Origin of the sequence: Bacteroides sp. CAG:633, assembly GCF_000435115.1 — a bacterium.
GTDB classification, from domain to species: domain Bacteria; phylum Bacteroidota; class Bacteroidia; order Bacteroidales; family Bacteroidaceae; genus Bacteroides; species Bacteroides ndongoniae.
Genome location: NZ_FR883157.1, coordinates 54,914 through 79,114, shown reverse-complemented (window position 1 = coordinate 79,114; position 24,201 = coordinate 54,914). Strand labels below are relative to the sequence as shown.

Here is a 24,201-nt window from a genome sequence, read left to right as displayed (position 1 = left end):
ACACGTCTATCGCAGTACACTGCATCGCATACTCGACTTCACTGGTGGTCAGCCGCTCACCTTCGGTGAAGTAACTCCCCTTTGGCTGAAAGCTTTCCAAAACTATCTGCTGGGACGCCAGTTGCAATGGAACTCCGTTTCCACCTACATGCGCATGCTTCGAGCGGTATACCTGCGTGCGGTCGATGCCGGAATGGCCGTCTTCCGTCCTCGCCTGTTCAAAGGCGTATACACGGGCACACGGGTGACGGTAAAGCGTGCCCTCAGTGAAAACGACCTACGTAAACTGAATGAACCGAAACCTGCTGTGCGCGAATGTAGCCTTGAGCGGACACGAATGCTGTTCCTGCTGCTGTTCATGCTGCGCGGCATCCCTTTTGTCGACATAGCCTACTTGCGCAAGTGCGATTTGCAGGATAATGTCCTGATGTATCGCCGTCGTAAGACAGGAAGCTGGCTGACGGTACGTGTAGAGCCGCGTGCTATGAGCCTTATCGAACAACTGAAGACGCCGGATGAATCTTCGCCCTATCTGTGCTCCCTGCACGTCGAGGATGGCGCCCGCGCCGGGCATGACGACCACCATGCGTGTGTCGTCGGCATAGCTGACGGTGGCCTGGAAGTTGTAATAGTTGAGGCTGCCGTCCGCTGTCTGGCGGAAGAAGCAGACGGGGCGTCCGTACTCGAACGAGTGCTCGATGTCGGTATCTTCGGTGCGTGTCACTTCCAGCACCAGCTGGTTGAGCGAGTTGTAGTAGCTGCGTCCGGCCGTGGCGGGAAACCAGCACAGGCCACGCTTCACCTTGCGTGCCACGCCCATGGTTTCGGTCTGGCGGCGGAACTCTTCCTTCTCGTATTCGTACTCCATGCGCAACAGCAATTGCTGACGCTGCAGGTGGAGGCTGGGGCTGTTTGTCTCTTTTTCCTGTTTCATGAGTGCAAAGGTAGTCATTCTTTATTTTAATTCGGATAAAACTTATTCCATTGTTTTAGTTTTCACTATATTTGTACGCATAAATGAGACACTTATGGATGTAGAAAAGTTTCACTTGTTTCTGATAGTGATGAGTGTCGTGGCACTGTTTGTGTTTGTGGCACTCTATTTTGTAAAGGCCGGTTACGGTATGTTCCGCACCTCGTCGTGGGGACTGTCCATCAACAACAAGCTGGCCTGGATGCTGATGGAGGCGCCTGTGTTTGTCGTGATGTTCTGGCTGTGGGGGCGTAGTGGCGTGGGCTTTTCCATGCCGGTATATGTGTTTTTCCTGTTGTTTCAGCTTCACTACCTTCAGCGTTCGTTCATTTTCCCTTTCCTGATGAAAGGAAAAAGCCGCATGCCGCTGGCCATTATGGTGATGGGCATTGTGTTCAATGTGCTGAACGGAATGATGCAGGCCGGCGGGTTGTTCTATTTTGCACCGGAAGGGCTCTATGACGGCGGGATGGATTACTTCCTGGAACCTCATGCCGTGGCAGGATTGTTGCTGTTCGTAGTGGGCATGGGCATTAACCTCCATTCCGATCATGTCATCCGTCATCTGCGTCGTCCGGGCGATACGAAACATTATCTGCCTGCCCGTGGTCTGTACCGTTATGTCACTTCGGCCAACTACTTCGGTGAACTGGTGGAGTGGACAGGCTTTGCCATACTGACCGCGTCGCCGGCAGCCTGGGTGTTTGTCTGGTGGACGTTTGCCAATCTGGTGCCCCGTGCCGATGCCATCCACAAACGTTATCGTGAGGAGTTTGGCGATGAAGCGGTAGGACGGCGGAAGAGGGTGATACCTTTTATATATTAACTCTGGTCTGCATCCGCTCGTATTGCCCGCGGTTGGAAAATATGTTATATCTGAATCTTAAAGAAACATAGATAAATGAACTCAAAACTGTTTACCCCTGTAACCATAGGTCCGCTGACGCTGCGTAACCGTACTATCCGCTCGGCGGCCTTCGAGAGTATGTGTCCGGGCAACAAGCCTTCGGAACAGCTACTCGACTATCATCGCTCCGTAGCCGCGGGTGGTGTGGGTATGACGACAGTGGCTTATGCTGCCGTTACCCGTAGCGGCCTTTCCTTCGACCGTCAGTTGTGGATGTGTCCGGAGATTGTGCCTGGCTTGCGCCGTCTGACTGATGCTGTTCATGCCGAAGGTGCTGCGGCCAGCATCCAGTTAGGACATTGCGGCAACATGTCACACAAAAGCATCTGTGGCTGTATGCCCGTAGGAGCCAGTAGCGGCTTCAACCTTTATTCGCCTACGTTTGTCCGTGGCCTGCGTGCCGACGAACTTCCGGAAATGGCTCGTGCTTACGGCCATGCAGTGAATCTGGCGCGTGAGTCGGGCTTCGATGCTGTGGAGGTTCACGCCGGGCATGGCTATCTTATCAGTCAGTTCCTTTCACCCTCTACCAATCATCGCAAAGATGAATTCGGCGGTTCGTTGGAAAATCGCATGCGTTTCATGGATATGGTGATGGACGAGGTAATGAAGGCAGCCGGCAACGACATGGCCGTATTGGTGAAGATGAATATGCGCGACGGCTTCCGTGGAGGTATGGAACTGGACGAGTCGTTGCAGGTGGCGCAGCGGTTGCAGCAAAGCGGTGCCCATGCGCTGGTGTTGAGCGGTGGCTTTGTGAGCAAGGCACCTATGTACGTGATGCGTGGCGAGATGCCCATCCGTACCATGACCCACTATATGGATTGCTGGTGGTTGAAGTACGGAGTGCGTATGGTAGGCAAATGGATGATCCCTACTGTGCCTTTCAAGGAGGCTTATTTCCTGGAAGATGCCTTGAAGTTCCGCAAGGCACTCACCATGCCGTTGGTCTATGTAGGCGGACTGGTGGCCCGGCAGAAGATTGACGAAGTACTGGATTGCGGTTTCGAGGCTGTGCAAATGGGTCGCGCACTACTTAACGAACCGGGCTTTGTGAATCGTATGAAGGCGGAAGAGAATGCACGCTGCTCGTGTCGGCACAGCAACTACTGCATTGCCCGTATGTACAGCATCGACATGGCATGCCATCAACGGTTGAAGGAAGAGTTGCCGCCTTGCCTGAAGAAAGAGATTGAACGCATCGAAAGCAGGGGGTAGGCGTATGGATAAGAAGAAACTGGCTGTAATAACAGGAGCCGACGGCGGCATGGGGACTGAGATTACTCGTGCCGTAGCCCGTGCGGGCTATCGGGTAGTGATGGCCTGCTACAATCCGGCCAAAGCCGAAGTGCGGCGCAGAATGCTGGTTGAGGAAACAGCTAATGCCGACATTGAGGTGCGGGGCATTGACCTGGCTTCGCTGGAGTCGGTAGCTGCGTTTGCCAACCGCCTGCTGGAGCAAGGAGAAAGAATCTCACTGTTGATGAACAATGCCGGAACGATGGAAACCGGCCTGCACATTACAAATGACGGACTGGAGCGTACGGTCAGCGTTAATTACGTGGGACCTTATCTGTTGACGCGCAAGCTGTTGCCGCTGATGGGTGAGGGGAGCCGGGTGGTGAACATGGTGTCGTGTACGTATGCCATTGGGAAACTTGATTTTCCCGACTTCTTCCTGCGGGGCAAGAAAGGAGCTTTCTGGCGTATTCCTATCTATAGTAATACCAAATTGGCGCTGACGTTGTTTACCATCGACTTGGCACGCAGGGTTAAGGAGCGTGGCATTGTGGTAAATGCTGCCGATCCGGGTATTGTTTCGACAGATATTATTACGATGCACATGTGGTTCGATCCGCTGACAGATATTCTGTTTCGTCCGTTTATCCGTACGCCCCGTAAGGGAGCGGCTACAGCTATCAGTCTGCTGTTGGACGAGGAAGCCGGACAACGGACTGGTACACTGAATGTAAGTTGCCGTCCGAAGCATTTGTCAGATAAATATTTGCACCACTGGCAAATGGGAGAATTGTGGAACCGTACGGAAATCGTAGTAGAGAAGTGGCTATAATAAGTAAGCTGCGGCATAGAAGATGTCGATAGCTGGCAAAAAAAGTGTGTGCCAAATGAAGAAAGAGGCTCCTTCATTTGACACACATGCACTTTTATATGATAGACCGGCTATGCCGGTTGGTAATCTTGTGTATCAGATAGAAAGTTCGCGTAAAACGTTCACCAGTTCCTTTTGGATAGGCTTGTCGTTCTTGATGGCTTTGGTGAAGGGGACATAAACCACTTCGTCGTGCTCGATACCTATCATGACGTTCCGCTGGCCTTCCATGATGGCATCGATGGCTGCTGCACCCAGGCGGCTGGCCAGGATACGGTCGTGTGCCGTTGGGCTACCACCGCGTTGCAAGTGGCCGAGGATGGTAACGCGTACGTCGTATTGCGGGTATTCGTTTTTCACACGTTCGGCATAGTGCATGGCACCTCCGGTCAGTTCGCTTTCGGCTACCAGCACGATACTGCTGTTCTTTGATTTGCGGAAACCGTTCTTGATGAATTCTTCCAACTGGTCCACTTCCGTACTGAATTCCGGGATAATGGCAGCTTCGGCTCCTGAAGCGATAGCGCCGTTCAGTGCCAGGAAGCCAGCATCACGTCCCATAACTTCAACAAAGAACAGACGTTCGTGTGAGGTCGCTGTATCACGGATTTTGTCGACAGCATCCAGAATGGTGTTTAGGGCGGTGTCATATCCGATGGTAGTATCTGTACCATAAAGGTCGTTATCGATGGTACCCGGCAGTCCGATACACGGAACGTCGAATTCCTGAGCGAAGATACGTGCACCGGTCAGCGAGCCATCACCGCCGATGATGACGAGTGCATCGATGCCTTCTTTCTTCATGTTGTCGTAAGCCAGCTGACGGCCTTCGGGAGTAGTGAATTCCTTACAACGTGCCGTTTTCAGGATGGTTCCTCCCAACTGGATGATGTTGCTGACATTCTGGCTTCTGAATTCCTTAATCTCACCGGTTACCAGTCCTTTGTAACCTCTATATATACCTTTTACTTGAAGTCCGTTGTAGATGGCTGCACGTGTCACAGCACGGATGGCTGCGTTCATTCCCGGAGCATCTCCTCCGGAAGTCAAGATTCCGATGCACTTAATTGTTCCCATAACAATCTTTTTTTAAGTTAATAATTCGCCACAAAGATACGAAAAACCCAAGGGCGTGACTGATAATTTACGTTAATTTCTAATTCCTGAAAAGGACTATTTCTGGCTTGTTAGTCTTTCTTTTATGGCATCCGATATTTCTTCCATCAGCCATTTGGGAGTAGAAGTCGCTCCACATATACCGATGGAGGAGGCGCCTGTGAGCAGATTGTTGTCTATCTCAGCCGCGTTGTCTATCAGATGTGAATTTGGGTTGACTTTCTGGCATTCGGCAAAGAGCATTTTCCCGTTCGAACTTTTCTTGCCGCTGACAAAAAATATCAGATCGTGCGAAGAGGCAAATTTCCGGATGTTGGGGATGCGGTTGGCTACCTGGCGGCAGATTGTATCGTAGTATTCGAAAGAAACACCGGGGGAGATGTGTGCCTTGATATATTCTACAATTCGTCGGAATTCATCGAGCGATTTGGTCGTTTGCGAATAAAGCCGGATGTCTTTGGTGAGATCCAGTCGCTGAGCCTCTTCCAGTTTTTCAATGACGATGGCTTTTCCGTTGGTCTGCCCAACAAGTCCAAGCACTTCGGCATGTCCGTTCTTGCCGTAGATGACGATTTGTTTGTCACTGCTTTCCTCTGCCATGAATTCCTGCTTGATTCTTTTCTGCAGCTGGAGGACTACGGGACAAGTCGCATCAATGATTTCGATATTGTTGCGTCTGGCTATTTCGTATGTCTCGGGTGGCTCACCGTGGGCACGAAGCAGTACTTTGGCATTTTTCAGTTGTCTGAATTCCTCGTGGTTGATGGTTGTCAGTCCCATGTTTTCCAGCCGTTCTACTTCGCGGCTGTTGTGCACGATGTCGCCCAGGCAATAAAGAGTTCCTCCATTGGCCAGTTCTTCTTCGGCTTTGCGGATGGCGGTTACTACTCCGAAGCAGAATCCGGATCCTTCATCTATTTCTACTTTCACCATATCTTTGTCCTCCTGTCTGCCTGTTCAAGCTTTGGTAATCCGTTCGAACTGTTCCTTCAGCCATTCTTTTTGCTGTGTCAGTGACAGGTGGCTGTTGTCCAGCAATAAAGCGTCTTCGGCCTTTTTCAGCGGGCTTACCTCTCTGTGCTGGTCGATGTAGTCTCTTTGCTTTACGTTCTCCAGTATCTCGTCGAAACTGGCAACTTCTCCTTTGGCTTTCAACTCATCGTAGCGGCGTTGAGCGCGTATTTCGGGCGAAGCGGTAACAAACACTTTGAGTTCGGCATCCGGAAATACGGTAGTACCGATGTCGCGTCCGTCCATTACAATTCCTTTTTCTTTTCCCATTGCCTGCTGTTGTGCTACCATTGCTTCACGAACAAAATCAAGGGTGGCGATCGGGCTTACTTTGGCCGATACTTCCATGGTCCGGATTTTGTTTTCTACGTTCACTCCGTTCAGATAGGTATCGGGGCGTCCGGTCTCGGCGTTCAGCTTGAAACTGATATGTATGTCGCCAAGCTGTGCTTTCAGTTTTTCCTTGTCGATTTCGTCCCCGTGGAAGATTCCGTTTTCGATGCTGTATAAAGTCACGGCACGGTACATGGCTCCACTATCGATATAAATGTAACCTATCTCACGGGCCAGGTCTTTGGCCATGGTGCTTTTCCCGCAAGAAGAGAATCCGTCGATGGCAATTGTAATCTTTCTCATAAGAGTGTATATATAATAAGGTGTATTTCGATTTTGGCTTTAATCAGAATGTTTTTCGACATTTCGTTTAAAAATCCTGCCAAAGATACGGGTATTTTTAAAATATCTCGTTACTTTTGTAGCACAAAAGCAGATAAAGCCCTTTTAAGGATTAAAAAAATAAAAATGCAAGGTCTATTGTGTAAAAAAACACAGCCAAGCGTGAACATTCGTAGGAAAAGTGCTATATTTGCCCCAAATGAGAAACACTAAAATTATTATTATAGATTATGGAAATTAAAAAGACACCTAAGGCAGACTTGGAGAACAAAAAGTCTACATGGCTGCTTGTCGGTTACGTAATCGTGCTTGCCTTTATGTTCGTTGCGTTCGAATGGACGAAACGCGATGTGAAGATCGATACAAGCCAAGCTGTAACCGATGTTGTATTTGAAGAGGAAATTGAAATTCCTATCACCGAACAACCGGAAGTTGTTGTGCCGCCCCCTCCCGAGGCTCCGTCTATTGCTGAGACCTTGACGATTGTGGAGGACGATGCTGATGTAGAAGAAACTACAATTGCTTCTTCTGAGGAAACTGGCCAGGCTGTAGAAATCAAGTACGTGCCTGTTGCTGTAGAAGAGGAAGAACCGGAAGAACAAACAATCTTCGAGGTTGTAGAACAGATGCCGGAATTTCCTGATGGTGGTATGGCTGGTTTGATGCAGTTCTTGAGCAAGAACATCAAGTATCCGACTATCGCACAGGAAAATGGTACTCAGGGTCGTGTTACAGTACAGTTCGTGGTTAACAAGGACGGTAGTATTGTAGACGCAAAAGTATTGAGAGGTGTTGACCCCTATCTGGACAAAGAAGCACTCCGTGTGATTGGTACTATGCCGAAGTGGAAACCGGGTATGCAACGTGGTAAACCCGTACGTGTAAAATACACAGTGCCTGTAATGTTTAGATTGCAGTAATAAAGTTTATATAAAAAAAGAAGAGGCTGCTTTAAGCAGCCTCTTTTTGTTCTCTCTTCTTTCAAGATAAAAAAGATCTATTTACTATGTTTACGGCTTCAGAGCTACTTGATATTGTAAGGGGGCATATTGCCGGATTGCAATTTACCCGTACTCCCAAAGGACTGTATGATCCTGTTTCTTATGTTTTATCGCTTGGTGGAAAAAGAATCCGTCCCGTCTTGATGCTGATGGCTTATAATCTGTACAGGGAAGATGTTAAGTCGATTTTGCAACCTGCTACGGGTATTGAGGTGTATCATAACTATACTTTGTTGCATGACGATCTGATGGATCGCGCAGACATGCGACGGGGTAAGGCAACCGTGCATAAGGTGTGGAATGATAATGTAGCCATTCTCTCGGGCGATGCCATGCTGGTGTTGGCCTATCAGTTTATGGCGCAATGCGCTTCCGAAAAGTTGAAGGACGTGATGGATTTGTTCAGTCAGACCGCTTTGGAGATATGTGAAGGACAGCAGTTGGATATGGAGTTCGAACAGCGTAAGGATGTGAAGGAAGATGAATATATTGAAATGATTCGTTTGAAAACTTCGGTTCTGCTGGCTGCCAGTTTGAAAATCGGAGCTATTTTAGGAGGTGCTTCGAAGGAAGATGCGGACGCTTTATATGATTTTGGCGTAAATCTAGGACTGGCATTCCAACTGAAGGATGATTTGCTGGATGTTTATGGCGATCCGCTTCGATTTGGAAAGAATATCGGAGGTGATATCCTGTGTAATAAGAAAACCTACCTGGTTATAAAGGCTTTTGAACATGCCAATACCGACCAGGAAGCTTTATTGAACGATTGGTTTACCCGTGAGACTTTCGATCCGCAGGAGAAAATTGCTGCTGTAACCCGTTTGTACAACGAGATCGGAGTGAAGGCTTTGTGTGAAAATAGAATTGTGGAGTACAGCAAGCGGGCGTCGGAAAGTCTGAACCGGGTGAATGTTCCTGCAGAAAACAAGCAGGAACTGGAAACGATGATGAACGAACTGATGCATCGTGAAGTCTGATAGGTTTAAACAGATGTAATGCCTTACCGAAGACTACCGAATACTGACCAGGCCAGAATCAGGGCTTTGAAAGCTGTCATAACGAAGGCGGATATGTGCAACGGTGATGCGATGGCCATATCCTGGAAGTCGTTGTCGGCGGCCAGGCGGTTTCTTGTGAAGTTTGAGGCAGCACAGCGTTACTATACCGAATGTTTTGCGAGGCAGGCAAAGGCTGGTCAGAAACACCAGGCTAATGTAAAAATGGCTCGTTTGTATGTTTCACATTTCATTCAGGTGTTGAATTTAGCGGTAATACGTTCGGAAATTCGTTCATCGCATAAAGAATATTATGGCTTGGAACCACAAAGTTGTAATGTGCCCGATTTGTCGTCCGAAACTCAACTGGCGTCATGGGGACGAAAAATCATAGACGGAGAAACTCGTCGTCTGTCTCAAGGAGGAACGCCGATTTATAATCCGACTATTGCCAAGGTAAAGGTGCACTATGATATTTTTATGGACAGTGGTGAACGGCAGAAGGAGTATCAGGAGGCTACGGCTCGGAGTCTCGAAGCACTCTCTTCAATGCGTGCCGAGGCAGATGAACTGATTTTGGATATTTGGAATCAGGTTGAACGTAAGTTCGAGACGGTTACTCCGAATGAAAGGAGATTGGACCTGTGTAGAAGTTATGGGCTGGTCTATTATTACCGTACCGGTGAAAAGCAGATAAAGTAAGTAAGATGATAAAGTTGGTAGATTCGCATTCGCATTTGTTTCTGGAAGAATTTTCGGAAGATTTGCCTGAAGTAATGGAACGTGCCCGGCAGGCAGGGGTAACTCATATCTTTATGCCCAATATAGACAGTACCACCGTTGAGCCGCTGTTGCGGGTTTGTGCTGCTTATAAAGATTTGTGTTATCCGATGATGGGACTTCATCCGACTTCGGTGAAGGATGATTATCTTCAGGAATTGGAAGTTGTATGCCGTTATCTGAAAGAACCTAATTCGTTTGTGGCAATTGGCGAGATCGGTATGGATCTTTATTGGGACAAGACCTTCGTAAAAGAACAGGAGGTTGTGTTCAGGCAACAAGTTGAATGGGCATTGGAATATGGCCTGCCTATCGTGATTCATTGTCGTGAAGCTTTTGATTATATATATAAGGTATTAGCAGATTACAAAGCTACGCCTTTGACTGGTATCTTTCATAGTTTTACGGGAACACAAGAAGAAGCGGAACGCCTTCTTGAGTTTCAAGGGTTCTGTTTGGGGATTAATGGAGTGGTTACTTTTAAGAAATCGACATTGCCTGGTGTGTTAGCTCAGATTCCTTTGGAACGTGTGGTACTGGAAACGGATTCCCCTTACCTTACTCCGGTTCCCAATAGGGGAAAAAGAAATGAGAGTGCTTATGTCAGAGATACGCTTACCAAAGTTGCCCAAGTGTACGGCAAGACGCCGGAAGAGGTTTCGTTGGTGACTTCTGAAAATGCCTTAAAAGTGTTTGGAATGCTCAAATAACGTTCCGAAGATTTTAAAGTTTATTAATTTTGAGATATTATTCAATATAAAACGGGGAGAATGCACCGGAAGAACGAAAAAAAGAATACATTTGTAGCTGAAAACGCAGATTATTCGCATTTTTTTTGTAATTTGCACCCGATTTATAAGGGGCATTGATTAGGAGAGATGCTCGAGTGGTTGAAGAGGCACGCCTGGAAAGCGTGTATACCCCTAAAGGGTATCCGGGGTTCGAATCCCCGTCTCTCCGCAGATTTTGATTAATTGTGAAACAAATAAATATAATAAAATAAATTAATTAATTAATCTTAAAATTTAGACACACAATGAAAAAGTTATTTGCAATTGTTGCTGTGATGGGAGTCTTAACATTTGGCTCAACTCAACTTGCTCAGGCTCAAGATGCTCCTGCAGCTGAACAAACCGAACAAGCTGCTCCGGCTGTTGAAGCAGCTCCCGCTGAAGCCGCTGCTCCTGCAGCTGTAGAAGCTACTGAAGGTGGTATCCACAAGGAATTGAAAACAAAATTCATCGAAGGTTCTGCATTCTTCATGAGTTTCGTTGCTATTGCATTGGTTATCGGTCTTGCATTCTGCATCGAACGTATCATTTATCTGAGCTTGGCTGAAATTAACACAAAGAAGTTCTTGGCTGCTATCGAAGCTGCTTTGGAAAAAGGTGATGTAGAAGCTGCTAAAGACATCGCTCGTAACACAAGAGGTCCTATCGCATCTATCTATTATCAAGGTCTGCTGAGACTTGACCAAGGTATTGATGTTGTTGAGAAGTCTGTTGTTTCTTATGGTGGTGTACAAGCTGGTTACCTGGAAAAAGGTTGCTCTTGGATCACATTGTTCATTGCGATGGCTCCGTCATTGGGATTCTTGGGTACTGTAATCGGTATGGTGCAGGCATTCGATAAGATCCAACAAGTAGGTGATATCTCTCCGACGGTTGTAGCAGGTGGTATGAAAGTGGCCTTGATTACTACTATCTTCGGTTTGATCGTTGCTTTGATTCTGCAGGTATTCTACAACTATATCCTGACTAAGATTGAAGCTTTGACCAGCGAAATGGAAGATTCTTCTATTACGCTTTTGGATATGCTCATTAAATATGACCTGAAGTACAAAAAATAATAATATATCTGCGATATGAAAATTAGAATTCAAAAAGTTTCAGGTTCTGTATTATTGGTAATGCTTCTCATTACGGTGGTAATACTGGGACTCTTCTTCTTCGGAGGGGAAACTCCTGTATCCCAACGGTTAGTCGCAGATACTTCCATGTCGGAACCTGCACAGACAGATGCATTGATTTACTGGATGTATATTTTGCTCGCTGTTACTGTATTCATTACGATAGCAGGTGCTATCTTCCAGTTTGGATCTAAGTTGGTTGATTCTCCTAAAACGGCAATTAGATCTTTGTTGGGACTTATCATGATTGTTCTGCTGTTGGTTGTGACTTATTCGGTAGGCAGTGATGTTCCCTTGGTAATACCGGGTTATGAAGGTACAGAGAACGTACCGTTTTGGTTGAAGATCACTGATATGTTCTTGTATTCCACTTACATTATGATGGGTGTACTCATCCTGTTAATTGTAGGTTTTGGAATTTCGAAGAAACTTAAATAATTTAGGAGAAGAATAAGATGGCAAAAGGAAAAAGAAGCACACCTGAAATCAACTCCAGTTCAACGGCGGACATGGCTTTCTTGTTGCTCATCTTCTTCTTGATTACTACTTCTATGGATACTGACCGTGGATTGGCAAGACGTTTGCCGCCACCACCCGAGGAAAACCAACAGAAAGATGATATCAAGTTGAAGGAGCGTAATGTATTGCAAGTCTTCTTGAACTTACAAGACCAGTTGATGTGTGGTGAAGACTATATTAACGTAGATCAACTGCGTGATAGAGCTAAGGAATTCATTGCTAATCCGAACAATGATGAAAAGCTTCCGGAAAAATATGCGGTAGAAGTACCGTTCTTCGGAACTGTTCAAGTAACAGAGAAGCATGTAATATCTTTGCGTTGTGACCGTGGTACTTCTTACAAGGCATATATCGCTGTTCAGAATGAGCTGGTTGCTGCATACAATGAATTGCGTGACGAAGTAGCTCAGGAAAAATGGGGTAAGAATTATGCTGATCTGGATGAAGTACAGCAAGAAGCAATTCGTAAAATTTATCCTCAGATGATTTCTGAGGCAGAACCTAAAAAGTACGGAGAAAAGAAGTAATGGGAAAATTTAATAAATCTGGTAAACGCGGAATGCCTGCGTTGAACACTTCTTCTCTGCCTGACCTTATCTTCTCACTGTTGTTCTTCTTTATGATTGTAACAACAATGCGTGAAGTAACATTAAAGGTTGAGTTTAAGGTTCCGCAAGGTACAGAATTGGAAAAACTGGAGAAGAAATCATTGGTTACGTTCATCTATGTAGGAAAGCCTACTGCCGAGTTCCGTAAGAAATTAGGTAATGAGAGCCGTATCCAGTTGAATGATAGTTATGCAGAGGTTTCTGAGATTCAGGATTATATTATTGGTGAACGTGCCAGTATGAAAGAATCTGATCAGCCTTTGATGACCGTTTCTTTGAAGGTCGATCAGGATACCAAGATGGGTATCGTAACCGATATCAAGGAAGCTCTTCGTAAAGCTTATGCATTGAAGATTAACTATTCTGCACAACCACGTCAGTAATCGTTAATCGGTGAATTATAAAAAGAGAGGCCGGGTCTTATTGATCCGGCCTCTTTTTTGCTATATCCTCTCGTTTTCAAGTGACCAGTTTGTCCTCCTGTATCGTCATGATGATAGAGTGCTGTTTACGGTATGCTGAGTGGTTAACTGACGGCTTGTCGAGTGAATAGTTAGCGGCTGCATCTACTCGTTGACTTATGGCTTAGGAAGGGAATAATTAACGACTCAATACACCTTGAAATATACTTGGAAAAATCTTCGGAACTGGGGCCGGATTTTTTCCCAGTTAGGAAAATAAAATTCCCCAGTTAGGAAAATATTTTTTTCCTAACTAGGGAGAAAAATGGGGGTAAGTATTCTTATTTCACGTTGTATACTTCCCGATAGATAATATTCTTTATTTCATCAAAAGCTTTTTCACATTCCAGATTACCGTATGCCATAAGGTGCATGGGCAGGTACGTGTCACCCGCTTTGTAAGGAGGTTGCAGGTACTCCTTTTCCCATAAGTTGAATCCTTGTCTTTGATAGAATCCGATGCGCCGTTTGGCCATTTTTTCTACAGGTGTTTCCACCTCCAGTACGATGGGACGGTGCAGTTCCTCGCAAAGTTTGTTTAGTACCGTTTTGCCATAGCCACCATTTCGTTGTGCAGGATCGATGGCAAAGTGCTCCACATAATAAAACTGTCCGAAATCCCAGTAAGTGATAAGTCCGATGGGGGCGCCGTCGTTCAATATGATGTTGTTATAAAAGATCTCTTTTGAGTCGGTATATTCCCGTTCTTCTTCTAAAGCGCGGTATTCGTCTGTCGGGAAAGACGCCACCAGCAGTTGCTCCATGTATTGATAATGCGGAGAGTATGAGTCGGTGATACGTTCGAATGTAATCATAGAAATATGGGTTAAAGGTGATTATTTGGTATAGAAATCAATCATCCGTTGGATGGCACGCTGACATACGCGGCAGAAAGTTGGATAACTGTTGGTACGCATGCGGCAGTCGTCGGCCGGACGGTAAACGCCTTTCGAAGAATAGCCTCCGCCTTCGTATACGCCTACGGGATAAGTCTCGCTTTGCTCTGTCGGCGTAGGAACCGGTGTGCCCGGAGCCAGCATATCTTCCCACTTGGAGGCAAAGTCGACGCGGGTAGTGATGTTCTGTTCCCACGGTTCGATGTCCAGCGGATACATGCCCGACATGACATCGTCATCGTAGAAGTATTCGTCGCCCAAGCCGGCAAAGCTATGGCCGAATTCGTGTACGACTACAGGGCGGAATTGCGGATGGTGGGCTGTAGTCAGTGTGTACGAGTTGTAGATGCCTCCGCCACCGTATTCTTCGGTATTGGCCAGGATGATGATGTGCTCGTAGGGAATGCCGGACAATGCGTCGTGAATGGATTTCACACGCGAGGTGGTCAGGTATCTGTCCGAATAGAAGGTACTGAAGTGAGAGCTGAATGCGGTGTGTTTCCATTCGCCTAAGCGGGGAATACTTACACCGCTGTCCTGTGACGGACTGGCAACGGCAACGATGTTGAAGCACGACTTCATGCTTTTAAAAGGTTCGTGGGCAAACAGGCTTTCACAGGCGATGGCTGCGTCCTGATAAAAAGTTTCCATTTCGTCCGGAGTGTATCCTTCGGCCAGTATGGCTACGTCGATGCACTGTTCGGCACTGCCGCTTTGCAGCAGATATTTGTGGGGAGTGATGTGCGACAGTCCTTTCCGGTGGATCAGGATGTCCTCGGGGTTGATCACGTGCTTCAGGCTGGCCTGTACGTTCCGGCGCATGTCGAAAAGGGTGATTTCTACTTCGGCCGGTCGGAGCGGATAGGGAATCAGGAACGTATTTTCGAAACCTTTCACCGTTTGTTGCGCTTCGTCGGTTTCGAGCCATTCCTGAAAGAGTGATGAGAATGAGGTCTTGTAGATGATTTGTCCGCTCTGTAGGTCTTTCACTACCAGTTGTCCGTTGCCTTCTATCGGCAGTTCGGCCAAATGATGTTTCCGGCCAGCCCATGAGGGCAGGGAGCAGATTTCATCCACGCAAATTTCCTGTTTGGAGGCATTTCCGGTGAAAATATAGTCCAGCCTCAGTGTTTTGTCGGCAAAGTAATCGTTGAAGTTTTGTGCAAATGCGGTCATGGCCATGCACAGACTTATCAGAAGCAATCCTATTTTTCTCATATTCGTTCACTTTTATTGGTTGGCACAAAGATACGTGCTTTGTTTCGTATCTGCAATTTTATTCGTTTCTTTGTCATAAAAGTTATAAATCGGATGTTTATCGAGAAAAAAATGATTAACTTTGCAGAAAAGCCGTGTGTGAATACGGGAAGAATTTATTTATTAATTATTTTGAATTGAACATGGGACATCATCAATTGGATACTTTAGACGAGCAAATATTAAAGTTGATAGCCGACAATGCGCGCATTCCTTTTCTGGAAGTGGCACGCGCCTGTAATGTTTCGGGAGCTGCCATTCATCAGCGTATTCAGAAGTTGACTAATCTGGGCATATTGAAGGGCTCGGAGTTTGTAATCGATCCCGAAAAGATCGGGTATGAAACGTGTGCCTACATTGGCATATACCTGAAGGACCCCGCTTCGTTCGATGCCGTAACAAAGGCGTTGGAAGCCATTCCTGAGATTGTGGAGTGCCACTTTACGACAGGTAAGTACGACATGTTCATCAAGCTGTATGCCCGCAACAATCACCATTTGCTAAGCATCATTCACGACAAGCTGCAACCGTTGGGACTGGCTCGTACGGAAACGTTGATCTCGTTTCACGAGGCCATCAAGCGTCAGATGCCGATTGTGGTGGAAGACGAGGACGATGGTTTGGAGAGCTGAAGACGCTAAAATGAGGGTCGGCCAGATTACTTTCTCACGTAGTCGGCAAAGGCATAAGGGCAGGGATGCTTCTCATCGGCAGGATGAGGCTCCCTGCTTTTTTCTGTCCATACGGCAGGATCGATGGTAGGGAAATAGGCATCGGCTTGTGGTGCCTCGTCGTCTATTTCGGTCAGGCAGAGGCGGTCGGCCAGCGGAAGTGCCTGTCGATAGATGCTTTCGCCGCCGATGATGTAGATGTCTTCATCGCTGCCGCAATGTTCCAGCGCTTCCTGCAGGCCGGTGAACACTTCGGCACCGGGGCATACGGTAGCGGCGTTGGACGACAGGACGATGTTCCGCCGGTTGGGCAACGCTCCTTTGGGCAGCGACTCAAATGTTTTGCGTCCCATGACGATGGTGTGTCCGGTGGTCAGGGCTTTGAAGCGTTTCAGGTCGTTGGGCAGCCAGAACAGCAGTTTGTTCTGGTAGCCGATGGCCATGCGGCGATCGACGGCGGCGATGATGCTGATCATATTCCGATGTTTGTTTCAGGGTTAAACAGATACTTTTCCGGCAATGTGCGGATGCGGGTTGTAGTTCACTAATTCGAAGTCCTCGTACTGGAAGTCGAAGATGCTCTTGACATCCGGATTGATGTGCATCTGCGGCAGGGGGCGCGGTTCGCGCGTCAGTTGCAGCTTCACCTGTTCCAGATGGTTCAGGTAGATGTGCGCATCGCCCAGTGTGTGGATAAAGTCGCCTGCTTTCAGCCCGGTTACCTGTGCCATCATCTGTAGCAGCAGGGCATACGACGCGATGTTGAACGGTACCCCCAAGAAGGTGTCGGCACTGCGTTGATACAGTTGCAGGCTCAGCCGGCCGTTGGCCACGTAGAACTGGAAGAAAGCGTGGCAGGGAGGCAGGTTCATGTTGCCGAGGTCACCTACGTTCCAGGCGCTTACGATGATGCGGCGCGAGTCGGGATTGTGCTTGATGGTCTCTACCGCTTCGCTGATCTGGTCGATGAAGCCGCCTTGATAGTCGGGCCACGAACGCCATTGATAGCCGTAGATGTGCCCCAGATCGCCGTCTGCATCGGCCCATTCGTTCCAGATGCGCACGCCGTGGTCTTGCAGGTACTTCACGTTGGTGTCGCCCCGCAGAAACCAGAGCAGTTCGTAGATGATGGATTTCAGGTGTAGTTTTTTGGTTGTCAGGCAGGGGAAGCCGTCGTCCAGATTGAAACGCATCTGATGGCCGAACACGCTGATGGTACCTGTTCCGGTACGGTCGCTTTTCTCGACGCCTTCGGTCAATATGCGGTTAAGCAGGTCTAAGTATTGTTTCATTGCAAGAATATAGTTACTGATAGAGGGAGTACGGTCGTTTCTCTCAGACGCTTGTTGGTGATGGAAATAGTTGATTTTCTGCTGCTTCCATGCCGTTTCTGTTACGCCTTCGGAAATAAGACCGTTGCAAAGTTAATTCTTTTGGTGATAAATCGGCACTGCCGGCTTTAAAAAACTTAGTGGGCTGTCAGGAAGGGCTTTGTGGGACACTTGCACGGCTCGTGAGCCACACTTGCAATCCATTTGTGGGACACTTGTGTCGCTCGCGAGCCGTGCAAGTGTCCCACAAACAGCGTGCAAACAGGTCAGAGGAACGGCGTAAACAGGTTGCCGAACCATCCCACGAACTTCTTCCATGCCGAACGTTCTTTCCATACTTCGGGAGTCAGCAGCGTGCTGCGTCCTTTGTCATGTTCGAACATCTCGGTCAGTTCGGCTGTCGTTACGGGGTCGAAGATGAAAGCGTTGGTCTCGTAGTCGTAGCGCAGGCTGCGGCTGTTCAGGTTGGCCGTACCTACGGTGCAAAAGCTGTCGTCCACCATCATCACCTTGGAATGATGGAAGCCGCCGTTGAACAGATAGACTTTGGCTCCCTTCTTCATCAGCTTGTGCAGGATGTAGAAGGCTGCTTCGGGCGTAAACGGTACGTCGGATACCTTGGGTACCATAATCTCGACCTGCGTTCCTTTCTTCAGGGCGTATTTGAGGGCCTCGCGAATGGATTTGGTGGGTACAAAGTAGGGATTCACAATCCGGATCAGGCTGTCGGCTGCACGTATGGAGGTGGCGTAAGCACGGCTGATGGATCGCGGCGTTTCGCGTGGTGTGCGATCCACAATCATGATTTCTTCGGCAATGCTGTCCGGCAGTTGGGGCGTGTCCGGGAAGTATTCAGGTCCGCCGATGTGTTGGCCGGTTTCGCGGTTCCACATGGTCAGGAAGATGCCTTGCAGGTAGCGGACGGCGTCGCCGTCGATGCGCGCATGTATGTCGTGCCATTCGCCTATCTTGGGTCGGCCCTTGATGTAGTAGTCGGCTATGTTCATGCCTCCCGTGTAGCCGATCTTTCCGTCGATGACTACGATTTTCCGATGGTCGCGGTGGGCGGCATGGTTAAACCAGGGGAAGGTGATGGGGTCGAATTTTACGATTTCGATGCCCCGTTTGCGAATGGCTTCCAGATGTTTTTTCTTCAGTGGACGGCTGTTCGACCAGTTGCCAAAGGCATCGAACAGGGCACGCACTTCCACGCCTTCGGCCGCTTTCTGGGCCAGCAGGTCGAACAGGGCATTGGCGATGGAGTCGTTGCGGAAGTTGAAGTATTCCAGATGGATGTGATGCCGGGCACCACGGATGGCATCGAACAGGTCGATGAATTTGTCGTGCCCGTTCATCAGTAGCTTCACTTTGTTGTTGTAGGTTAATGGGGCACCCATTTGCTTCAGCTTGTTCATGACAATGCTGTCGCTCGGCATCTGTGCCCATGAGCATACTGTTGCAATGCAGAGAGTTATGATAATTAGAATATGTCTCAAAACTGTTTGTCCTTCTTTAGTTTTCCGAAGAGGCAAAGATATAATATATTGGTGAAAGTTGCAGAAAAGATTAGGATTATTTAATGTATCTATACTTCGCTGAGTGAGTAGGTTTTAGGTCCGCCTTCGTTTTGAAGACGTGTCAAAACGAAGGAACATGAACCTTTTGTCATCCCGAGAAGACTTATGCAAGCGAAGCTATTTTCCGGTAGCCTAAATAGAGCAGTACGATGGCTGCAACAAGCATCGATTTGGGGTCGATTTGCATGTTGCTGTTCTGTATCGTCTGTTCGAATATTCCTCCGAAAGCATTCAAAACTTCCTTGACACCATCGAGGCAGACAAAGAGGATTATTGCCAGCGTAAATCCGCCGGCTGTCCACAGGCGTGCCAGGCGATTGCTCCGGTTGGGAAGGCGGTGCATCACCCGGCGGCTGAATCCGTTGTCGGCTATTTCCTGTCGGTTTTCGGCGAAGAAACTTTCCAATAGTCTATCATTATTTTCCGTCATAACCATTTTGTTTTAAGTACTTAGCCATCTTTTCCTTGGCCCTCGAAAGGTGGCTTTTTACGGTTCCCGTGGGGCATCCGGTGATTCCTGCTATCTTTTCGATGCTCTGGTCCTCAAGGTAGAACAGGGTGATGCAGGTGCGTTCTATGTCTTTCAGTGTGGCGAGTGCGCGGTGCAGGTCCGTCTTCAGCCCTGTGTCCGGCTGTCGGGTGCTGCATTGGGCATCTACCTGCACGGTGTCCAGGTCGTCTGTCTCTTTCCGGCTGCGAAGATAGTCATAATATTGGTTGTAAGCAATACGGTAGAGCCAGGTAGAGAAGCTGGACAGGTTGCGGAACGATGCCAGATTGGTGTAGGCCCGTATGAAGGTTTCCTGCGCCAGGTCGTCACTTAATTCGCTGTCGCCGCAAGTCTGGTTCAGGAAGAATCGGCGGACAGCCGACTGGTATTTCCTGACCAACTGGTCGAAGGCTTTGTTGTTATGGAACACGACGACCTGCGCAATCAGCGATAAGTCGTTGAGTTGGTTCATCGTTGCGTTTCGTTTTGGGCGTCAGAATCATTTTCTTTCTGGGCATATCTTTCGTCGTGTTTCATACGGATGAAGGGAATGCCGTTGTTACGTTCGGGCTGGGTATAGTAGATGACCACCTGCCCGAAGCCTGTAAACATGATGAGCAAACCGATGCAGCCCAATCCGAATTCGCCGGTCAGTGCCCACAGGAAGATGAACAGTCCGATGCCGAGGAAGATATTTTTGATGCCGCGGCTACGCAAGTCACGGGTTTCAACCTCTTTGAAGAAACCGGGGGGCAGCTGTTGTCCGCTGGCCAGTGCCTGTTCGGCCAGGTGGTATTTGGCTTTCCGATTCTTGTAGCGGAAGTAGAAGATGATGAAAATGAGCAGTGCCGGCAGGCCGAACACGAAGATGATGGCAGTTATGGCAATGACGGTTTCGGGTGCTTTGTCGCCGAAGTTGAAGCCTACCCATTGCAGACCACTGCCACTGCTGTGATGGTAAGTTTCGTCGTCGTCGCTGGAAGTGCCGGAACCTTCGTAAGTAGTAATACTCAGCGTATCGATAGTCAGCTGTCCATTGATAACGGTGTCCATTAGTTCGATGACGCGTTTCTTCCCGTTGACGCTATCGGTTACGGTGCGGTTTCCGGCTTGTATTCCCAAGCAAATGGCGGCCATCAGGCCCAGAAGTAAAAGGATGCGTTTCATATTCGTTTGTTTTTAGTTTCTTTGGTTTCTTTGTCTGTTTAGACGGAACGTCCCCCCGACAAGGTTGCAAAGAAACGATTTTTTTTTAGGAATTTGTTTCATGTATTGCGTGGTTAGGATGTAGAGGTACAAAAATAGGAGATTCATGGGAGAACGAGGGTGGAATTGGAGAATATTTGGGAATACCTATATATAGTTATTCCTGAAGTTTGTTTACTAGCATAAATAGCCTTATCTTTGCGCCTTCAAATTTAATCATATAAATCTTCTTTGGAGAAGTTGCGTCGCATTATGAAGTTCTTTCTTCCCCTGTTGTTCTTGATGTATTGGGGAGGAATCACACTGTTCAACCACTCGCATGTGGTGAACGGGGTTATCATTGTGCACTCGCATCCCTTCCAAGCCAATCATCAGCATACGCCGGATCAGGCCGAGACGATATTTTTTCTGGGCCATTATACCGCTTCTTCGCTTCCGTCGTTGCTGACTGCCGTTTCCTGTTTCTTGGTTTTGCTGAACGTATTGGCGGTGCCCCGTGTGGTACGGCTTTGTCTGTCACGACAGGAAAACGGCCTTCATCTGCGTGCCCCTCCCGTTTGTGTCTTCTGACTGACGCGATTTATATTTGTATGACAGGTAGGTGTGTTATGAATTCACTATGGATTATTTGGAAACATCTACCCTTTTCCTCATTTTATTAATTTATAGAAAGAAGACACATGAAAACGTATATTTTTCTTGTGGTGGCGGTGCTTTATGCACTGTTGCCAGCCACAACCTTTGCCGAAGACTTGAACAAATCGGATGCCAACATTGTGGGGCATGTACTTGAGAAACACTCCAAAGAACACCTTTCTTATATATCTGTTTCACTGAAAGGTACCACTATCGGTACGCTAACCGACGGAACTGGACATTACTTCCTGAAGAATCTGCCCGAAGGCGAGTTCGTACTGCAGGTCAGTGCCGTGGGATATAAAACTTTGACACGTAACGTTGTGCTGAAGAAAGGCGTTACGCTGGAAGAGAACTTCGAACTGGAAGAAGACCTCGTGGCATTGGACGGGGTAGTGGTGACCGCTAACCGCAGCGAAACAACCCGTCGTCTGGCTCCTACGCTGGTCAATGTCATGGACTTCAAGCTGTTCGAGCAGACCAACTCAACCACACTGGCACAGGGACTGAACTTCCAGCCGGGTGTGCGGGTAGAGAACAACTGCCAGAACTGTGGCTTCCAGCAAGTACGCATCAATGGCCTTGACGGTCCTTATACGCAGATTCTGATAGACTCACGCCCCGTGTTTAGTGCTTTGGCAGGAGTGTACGGACTGGAACAGATACCGGCCAACATGATAGAGAGAGTGGAGGTGATGCGTGGAGGAGGTTCGGCACTGTTTGGCGCATCGGCCATTGCGGGAACCATCAACATCATTACCAAAGAACCGTTGCGCAACTCTGCCCAGCTGGGCCATACCATTATGGGCGTGGGCGGCCTTTCGGTGTTCGACAATAATACGACCATGAACGCTTCGTTGGTGACCGATGACCATAAGGCAGGTATTTACGTCTTTGGACAGAACCGCCAGCGCAGTGGATTCGATTATGACGGCGACGGCTTTACTGAGCTGCCCCAGTTGCGTAACCAGACAGTTGGTTTCCGTTCGTATCTCAAGACGAGTACTTACTCCAAACTGACCTTTGAATACCATCATCTGCAGGAATTCCGCCGTGGTGGCAATTTGCTCGACCGTCCGCCTCACGAGACCGACATCACCGAGCAGACCCAGCACAGCATCAACAGCGGAAGTGTGAAGTTCGATTACTTTTCGCCCAACGAGAAGCACCGCATGAACGTTTATGCCTCCGTGCAGCACATCGATCGCGACAGCTACTACGGTGGCGACCATTCGCTCGACGCTTACGGTGCTACTACTGACCTGACGTGGGTAGTCGGTTCGCAATACGTTTATCACTTCGACCGTTGTCTCTTCCTGCCTGCCGACCTGACGGGTGGGGTAGAGTATAATCAGGATGCCATGCACGACAACATGTGGGGCTACAACCGCCGCATCGACCAGACGGTACGCATCGCCGGTGCTTTCTTGCAGAACGAGTGGAAAAACGACCGCTGGAGCTTCCTCGTGGGAGGACGTTTGGACAAGCACAACCTGATAGACCATGTCATTTTCAGTCCGCGCGTTAATCTGCGCTACAACCCGACAAAGGATATTAACTTCCGTGCCGCTTATTCCGTAGGTTTCCGTGCTCCGCAGGCTTTCGACGAGGATTTGCATGTGGAGAATGTAGGTGGTAACGTGTCCATGATTCAGCTGGCCAAGGACTTGCGTGAAGAAAAGTCGCGCAGTTTCAGCCTTTCGGCCGACATGTATCACCGCTGGGGAGCCTGGCAGGGTAACCTGTTGCTCGAAGGTTTCTATACCGACTTGTCCGACGTATTTGCTTTGCGCGAGATTGGTACCGAGAACGGTATTCTGAAGAACGAGCGTTACAACGAAAAGGGAGCCCGCGTTTACGGCATGACGCTCGAAGGCAAACTGGCTTGGCTCAGTGTGCTTCAGCTTCAGGCAGGTGTTACCTTACAGAAAGCCGAGTACAAGGAAGCCCGCCAGTGGAGCGACGATGAGACTGTTCCTCTGGAGAAACGTATTTTCCGCACGCCCGATACCTATGGATATATGACGCTGACTTACAGTCCGGTGAAGCCGTTGAGCATTGCCCTGTCAGGTACGTATACAGGTAGCATGCTGGTAGAGCACCGTGCCGGCTACATCGAGAAAGACCGCGCCGAAACTACTCCCGACTTTTGGGAAATGAATCTGAAAGCTGCGTATGACTTCACGCTCTACAACAACATCACCCTTCAGGTAAATGCCGGCGTGCAGAATCTTTTCAACGCCTATCAGAAAGACTTCGACCAAGGCAAACTGCGTGACTCGGGTTACATCTACGGTCCCGGTCTGCCGCGTTCCTACTTTGCGGGAGTGAAGATCAGTTACTGATGTAGAGACTGAATGAGGAAGCTTCTTTTCAGAGGCGCATGATGCGGAATGTATAGAATTCAATCGGATATACATTACTCGTATGCGGCATCTGGGAAGAAGCTTTTTTATTCCTATACAGTTGCTGGTATGTATTTAGTTCTTTAGTTTTTGAGTTTGCGTTGCACAACTCCTTTTCTTTTTCTTATTTTGTTTCGCTTAAATTAAAAACACAAAACAATCTACACTTTTATCTCAAACTCGAAACGAATCATGAAAAAGAAAGAACACTTAACCACTTACATGGACCTGATTGTCCAACAGCTGGAGGCTGAAGGAAGAATCGGGACGGCACACGTTTATCGCAGTACGTTGCACCGTGTGCTTGATTTTACAGGCGGTCAGCCGCTCACCTTCGGTGAAGTAACTCCCTTTTGGCTGAAAGCTTTCCAGAACTATCTGCTGGGACGCCAGTTGCAGTGGAACACTATTTCTACCTACATGCGTATGCTGCGGGCAGCATACCTGCGGGCTGTCGATAGTGGACAGGCCAGCTTCCATCCGCGCTTATTCAAAGGGGTGTACACGGGCACACGGGTGACGGTAAAGCGTGCCCTCAGTGAAAGCGATCTGCGTAAACTGAATGAACCGGAACCTGCTGCGCGCGAATGTAGCCTTGAAAAGACCCGGATGCTGTTTCTGTTGTTGTTCATGCTACGTGGCATCCCCTTTGTCGACGTGGCTT

27 protein-coding genes and 1 tRNA gene are annotated in these 24,201 nt (G+C 48.2%); 17 read left to right on the top strand and 11 right to left on the bottom strand.

Going from position 1 to position 24,201, the window contains the following annotated elements:
- From QVP67_RS15385 to QVP67_RS15370, 4 genes are all read left to right on the top strand, one after another.
- Positions 1-964: phage integrase SAM-like domain-containing protein (locus tag QVP67_RS15385; RefSeq protein ID WP_288180303.1), on the top strand; the 964-nt coding region annotated here is incomplete at its 5' end.
- Positions 965-1,028: 64 nt separating this feature from the next.
- Positions 1,029-1,799, top strand: a complete 771-nt coding sequence (locus QVP67_RS15380; RefSeq protein WP_022164442.1) for a DUF1295 domain-containing protein — start codon at positions 1,029-1,031, stop codon at positions 1,797-1,799.
- 75 nt (positions 1,800-1,874) lie between these two features.
- Positions 1,875-3,098, top strand: coding sequence for an NADH:flavin oxidoreductase (locus tag QVP67_RS15375; RefSeq protein ID WP_022164441.1), 1,224 nt, complete (start codon positions 1,875-1,877; stop codon positions 3,096-3,098).
- A 4-nt stretch (positions 3,099-3,102) separates the two neighbouring features.
- Entirely contained in the window at positions 3,103-3,951 is an 849-nt protein-coding gene (locus tag QVP67_RS15370) for an SDR family oxidoreductase (RefSeq protein WP_022164440.1), read from the top strand.
- 135 nt (positions 3,952-4,086) lie between these two features.
- Here QVP67_RS15370 and pfkA read toward each other — a convergent pair whose 3' ends face one another.
- From pfkA to cmk, 3 genes are all read right to left on the bottom strand, one after another.
- The gene (gene pfkA, locus QVP67_RS15365) at positions 4,087-5,067 is read right to left on the bottom strand and encodes a 6-phosphofructokinase (protein ID WP_022164438.1); all 981 of its coding nucleotides are present in this window, start codon (positions 5,065-5,067) and stop codon (positions 4,087-4,089) included.
- A gap of 96 nt (positions 5,068-5,163) precedes the next feature.
- A complete protein-coding gene (locus QVP67_RS15360) occupies positions 5,164-6,039 on the bottom strand; it encodes a 4-hydroxy-3-methylbut-2-enyl diphosphate reductase (protein ID WP_022164437.1) in 876 nt (291 codons plus the stop codon).
- A 24-nt stretch (positions 6,040-6,063) separates the two neighbouring features.
- Complete coding sequence (gene cmk / locus QVP67_RS15355) at positions 6,064-6,753, bottom strand: (d)CMP kinase (RefSeq protein ID WP_022164436.1); 690 nt, start codon at positions 6,751-6,753, stop codon at positions 6,064-6,066.
- 269 nt (positions 6,754-7,022) lie between these two features.
- Here cmk and QVP67_RS15350 point away from each other — a divergent pair, with 269 nt between their 5' ends.
- From QVP67_RS15350 to QVP67_RS15310, 9 genes are all read left to right on the top strand, one after another.
- Positions 7,023-7,712 carry an energy transducer TonB gene (locus tag QVP67_RS15350; RefSeq protein WP_022164434.1) on the top strand — a complete coding sequence of 230 codons (690 nt, stop codon included), beginning with the start codon at positions 7,023-7,025 and terminating at the stop codon, positions 7,710-7,712.
- Between the two features lie 86 nt (positions 7,713-7,798).
- Entirely contained in the window at positions 7,799-8,773 is a 975-nt protein-coding gene (locus QVP67_RS15345; protein WP_022164433.1) for a polyprenyl synthetase family protein, read from the top strand.
- Positions 8,774-8,791: 18 nt separating this feature from the next.
- Positions 8,792-9,493: a hypothetical protein gene (locus QVP67_RS15340; RefSeq protein ID WP_288180302.1), complete on the top strand. Its 702-nt coding sequence runs from the start codon at positions 8,792-8,794 to the stop codon at positions 9,491-9,493.
- Positions 9,494-9,501: 8 nt separating this feature from the next.
- Positions 9,502-10,281 carry a TatD family hydrolase gene (locus QVP67_RS15335; protein ID WP_288180312.1) on the top strand — a complete coding sequence of 260 codons (780 nt, stop codon included), beginning with the start codon at positions 9,502-9,504 and terminating at the stop codon, positions 10,279-10,281.
- 162 nt (positions 10,282-10,443) lie between these two features.
- Positions 10,444-10,531, top strand: a tRNA-Ser gene (locus tag QVP67_RS15330).
- A gap of 76 nt (positions 10,532-10,607) precedes the next feature.
- Positions 10,608-11,420 carry a MotA/TolQ/ExbB proton channel family protein gene (locus QVP67_RS15325; protein WP_022164429.1) on the top strand — a complete coding sequence of 271 codons (813 nt, stop codon included), beginning with the start codon at positions 10,608-10,610 and terminating at the stop codon, positions 11,418-11,420.
- A gap of 15 nt (positions 11,421-11,435) precedes the next feature.
- Complete coding sequence (locus QVP67_RS15320; RefSeq protein ID WP_022164428.1) at positions 11,436-11,918, top strand: hypothetical protein; 483 nt, start codon at positions 11,436-11,438, stop codon at positions 11,916-11,918.
- Between the two features lie 17 nt (positions 11,919-11,935).
- Positions 11,936-12,526, top strand: coding sequence for an ExbD/TolR family protein (locus QVP67_RS15315; RefSeq protein WP_022164427.1), 591 nt, complete (start codon positions 11,936-11,938; stop codon positions 12,524-12,526).
- Positions 12,526-12,990, top strand: coding sequence for an ExbD/TolR family protein (locus tag QVP67_RS15310; RefSeq protein WP_071148786.1), 465 nt, complete (start codon positions 12,526-12,528; stop codon positions 12,988-12,990). Before QVP67_RS15315 ends, QVP67_RS15310 begins: the two co-directional genes overlap by 1 nt.
- 359 nt (positions 12,991-13,349) lie before the next feature.
- Here QVP67_RS15310 and QVP67_RS15305 read toward each other — a convergent pair whose 3' ends face one another.
- Positions 13,350-13,883, bottom strand: coding sequence for a GNAT family N-acetyltransferase (locus QVP67_RS15305; protein ID WP_022164425.1), 534 nt, complete (start codon positions 13,881-13,883; stop codon positions 13,350-13,352).
- Between the two features lie 21 nt (positions 13,884-13,904).
- Positions 13,905-15,182 (bottom strand): IgA Peptidase M64, encoded by a 1,278-nt coding sequence (locus QVP67_RS15300; protein ID WP_022164424.1) that lies wholly within the window; start codon positions 15,180-15,182, stop codon positions 13,905-13,907.
- Between the two features lie 182 nt (positions 15,183-15,364).
- Here QVP67_RS15300 and QVP67_RS15295 point away from each other — a divergent pair, with 182 nt between their 5' ends.
- Entirely contained in the window at positions 15,365-15,853 is a 489-nt protein-coding gene (locus QVP67_RS15295) for an Lrp/AsnC family transcriptional regulator (RefSeq protein WP_288180301.1), read from the top strand.
- Positions 15,854-15,879: 26 nt separating this feature from the next.
- Here the strand turns inward: QVP67_RS15295 and QVP67_RS15290 are convergent, their stop codons facing one another.
- The 6 genes from QVP67_RS15290 to QVP67_RS15265 form a co-directional block, all read right to left on the bottom strand.
- The gene (locus tag QVP67_RS15290) at positions 15,880-16,368 is read right to left on the bottom strand and encodes a dihydrofolate reductase (protein ID WP_022164422.1); all 489 of its coding nucleotides are present in this window, start codon (positions 16,366-16,368) and stop codon (positions 15,880-15,882) included.
- Positions 16,369-16,389: 21 nt separating this feature from the next.
- On the bottom strand, positions 16,390-17,184 hold the full coding sequence (locus QVP67_RS15285) for a thymidylate synthase (protein ID WP_022164421.1): 795 nt from the start codon (positions 17,182-17,184) through the stop codon (positions 16,390-16,392).
- A 305-nt stretch (positions 17,185-17,489) separates the two neighbouring features.
- Positions 17,490-18,659, bottom strand: coding sequence for a cardiolipin synthase (gene cls / locus QVP67_RS15280; protein WP_288180311.1), 1,170 nt, complete (start codon positions 18,657-18,659; stop codon positions 17,490-17,492).
- 244 nt (positions 18,660-18,903) lie between these two features.
- Positions 18,904-19,230, bottom strand: coding sequence for a DUF5056 domain-containing protein (locus tag QVP67_RS15275; protein ID WP_022164419.1), 327 nt, complete (start codon positions 19,228-19,230; stop codon positions 18,904-18,906).
- Positions 19,217-19,762, bottom strand: coding sequence for an RNA polymerase sigma factor (locus QVP67_RS15270; RefSeq protein ID WP_022164418.1), 546 nt, complete (start codon positions 19,760-19,762; stop codon positions 19,217-19,219). The genes QVP67_RS15275 and QVP67_RS15270 overlap by 14 nt, the downstream gene beginning before the upstream one ends.
- Entirely contained in the window at positions 19,759-20,457 is a 699-nt protein-coding gene (locus QVP67_RS15265) for a DUF6249 domain-containing protein (protein ID WP_022164417.1), read from the bottom strand. Before QVP67_RS15265 ends, QVP67_RS15270 begins: the two co-directional genes overlap by 4 nt.
- Positions 20,458-20,748: 291 nt before the next feature.
- Here QVP67_RS15265 and QVP67_RS15260 point away from each other — a divergent pair, with 291 nt between their 5' ends.
- The 3 genes from QVP67_RS15260 to QVP67_RS15250 all read left to right on the top strand — a co-directional run.
- Complete coding sequence (locus QVP67_RS15260; RefSeq protein WP_288180300.1) at positions 20,749-21,066, top strand: hypothetical protein; 318 nt, start codon at positions 20,749-20,751, stop codon at positions 21,064-21,066.
- 110 nt (positions 21,067-21,176) lie between these two features.
- A complete protein-coding gene (locus tag QVP67_RS15255; protein ID WP_022164415.1) occupies positions 21,177-23,477 on the top strand; it encodes a TonB-dependent receptor in 2,301 nt (766 codons plus the stop codon).
- Positions 23,478-23,729: 252 nt separating this feature from the next.
- A partial coding sequence (locus QVP67_RS15250) for a phage integrase SAM-like domain-containing protein (RefSeq protein WP_288180299.1) occupies positions 23,730-24,201 on the top strand: 472 nt, incomplete at its 3' end.

What these genes read in the sequence shown, in the direction of transcription:
- QVP67_RS15380 (WP_022164442.1), top strand. Translation starts at nt 1,029, where the DNA reads ATGGATGTAGAAAAGTTTCACTTGTTTCTGATAGTGATGAGTGTCGTG.
- QVP67_RS15375 (WP_022164441.1), top strand. Translation starts at nt 1,875, where the DNA reads ATGAACTCAAAACTGTTTACCCCTGTAACCATAGGTCCGCTGACGCTG.
- QVP67_RS15370 (WP_022164440.1), top strand. Translation starts at nt 3,103, where the DNA reads ATGGATAAGAAGAAACTGGCTGTAATAACAGGAGCCGACGGCGGCATG.
- pfkA (WP_022164438.1), bottom strand. Translation starts at nt 5,067, where the DNA reads ATGGGAACAATTAAGTGCATCGGAATCTTGACTTCCGGAGGAGATGCT.
- QVP67_RS15360 (WP_022164437.1), bottom strand. Translation starts at nt 6,039, where the DNA reads ATGGTGAAAGTAGAAATAGATGAAGGATCCGGATTCTGCTTCGGAGTA.
- cmk (WP_022164436.1), bottom strand. Translation starts at nt 6,753, where the DNA reads ATGAGAAAGATTACAATTGCCATCGACGGATTCTCTTCTTGCGGGAAA.
- QVP67_RS15350 (WP_022164434.1), top strand. Translation starts at nt 7,023, where the DNA reads ATGGAAATTAAAAAGACACCTAAGGCAGACTTGGAGAACAAAAAGTCT.
- QVP67_RS15345 (WP_022164433.1), top strand. Translation starts at nt 7,799, where the DNA reads ATGTTTACGGCTTCAGAGCTACTTGATATTGTAAGGGGGCATATTGCC.
- QVP67_RS15340 (WP_288180302.1), top strand. Translation starts at nt 8,792, where the DNA reads ATGCCTTACCGAAGACTACCGAATACTGACCAGGCCAGAATCAGGGCT.
- QVP67_RS15325 (WP_022164429.1), top strand. Translation starts at nt 10,608, where the DNA reads ATGAAAAAGTTATTTGCAATTGTTGCTGTGATGGGAGTCTTAACATTT.
- QVP67_RS15320 (WP_022164428.1), top strand. Translation starts at nt 11,436, where the DNA reads ATGAAAATTAGAATTCAAAAAGTTTCAGGTTCTGTATTATTGGTAATG.
- QVP67_RS15315 (WP_022164427.1), top strand. Translation starts at nt 11,936, where the DNA reads ATGGCAAAAGGAAAAAGAAGCACACCTGAAATCAACTCCAGTTCAACG.
- QVP67_RS15310 (WP_071148786.1), top strand. Translation starts at nt 12,526, where the DNA reads ATGGGAAAATTTAATAAATCTGGTAAACGCGGAATGCCTGCGTTGAAC.
- QVP67_RS15305 (WP_022164425.1), bottom strand. Translation starts at nt 13,883, where the DNA reads ATGATTACATTCGAACGTATCACCGACTCATACTCTCCGCATTATCAA.
- QVP67_RS15300 (WP_022164424.1), bottom strand. Translation starts at nt 15,182, where the DNA reads ATGAGAAAAATAGGATTGCTTCTGATAAGTCTGTGCATGGCCATGACC.
- QVP67_RS15295 (WP_288180301.1), top strand. Translation starts at nt 15,365, where the DNA reads ATGGGACATCATCAATTGGATACTTTAGACGAGCAAATATTAAAGTTG.
- QVP67_RS15290 (WP_022164422.1), bottom strand. Translation starts at nt 16,368, where the DNA reads ATGATCAGCATCATCGCCGCCGTCGATCGCCGCATGGCCATCGGCTAC.
- QVP67_RS15285 (WP_022164421.1), bottom strand. Translation starts at nt 17,184, where the DNA reads ATGAAACAATACTTAGACCTGCTTAACCGCATATTGACCGAAGGCGTC.
- cls (WP_288180311.1), bottom strand. Translation starts at nt 18,659, where the DNA reads ATGCCGAGCGACAGCATTGTCATGAACAAGCTGAAGCAAATGGGTGCC.
- QVP67_RS15275 (WP_022164419.1), bottom strand. Translation starts at nt 19,230, where the DNA reads ATGACGGAAAATAATGATAGACTATTGGAAAGTTTCTTCGCCGAAAAC.
- QVP67_RS15270 (WP_022164418.1), bottom strand. Translation starts at nt 19,762, where the DNA reads ATGAACCAACTCAACGACTTATCGCTGATTGCGCAGGTCGTCGTGTTC.
- QVP67_RS15265 (WP_022164417.1), bottom strand. Translation starts at nt 20,457, where the DNA reads ATGAAACGCATCCTTTTACTTCTGGGCCTGATGGCCGCCATTTGCTTG.
- QVP67_RS15260 (WP_288180300.1), top strand. Translation starts at nt 20,749, where the DNA reads ATGAAGTTCTTTCTTCCCCTGTTGTTCTTGATGTATTGGGGAGGAATC.
- QVP67_RS15255 (WP_022164415.1), top strand. Translation starts at nt 21,177, where the DNA reads ATGAAAACGTATATTTTTCTTGTGGTGGCGGTGCTTTATGCACTGTTG.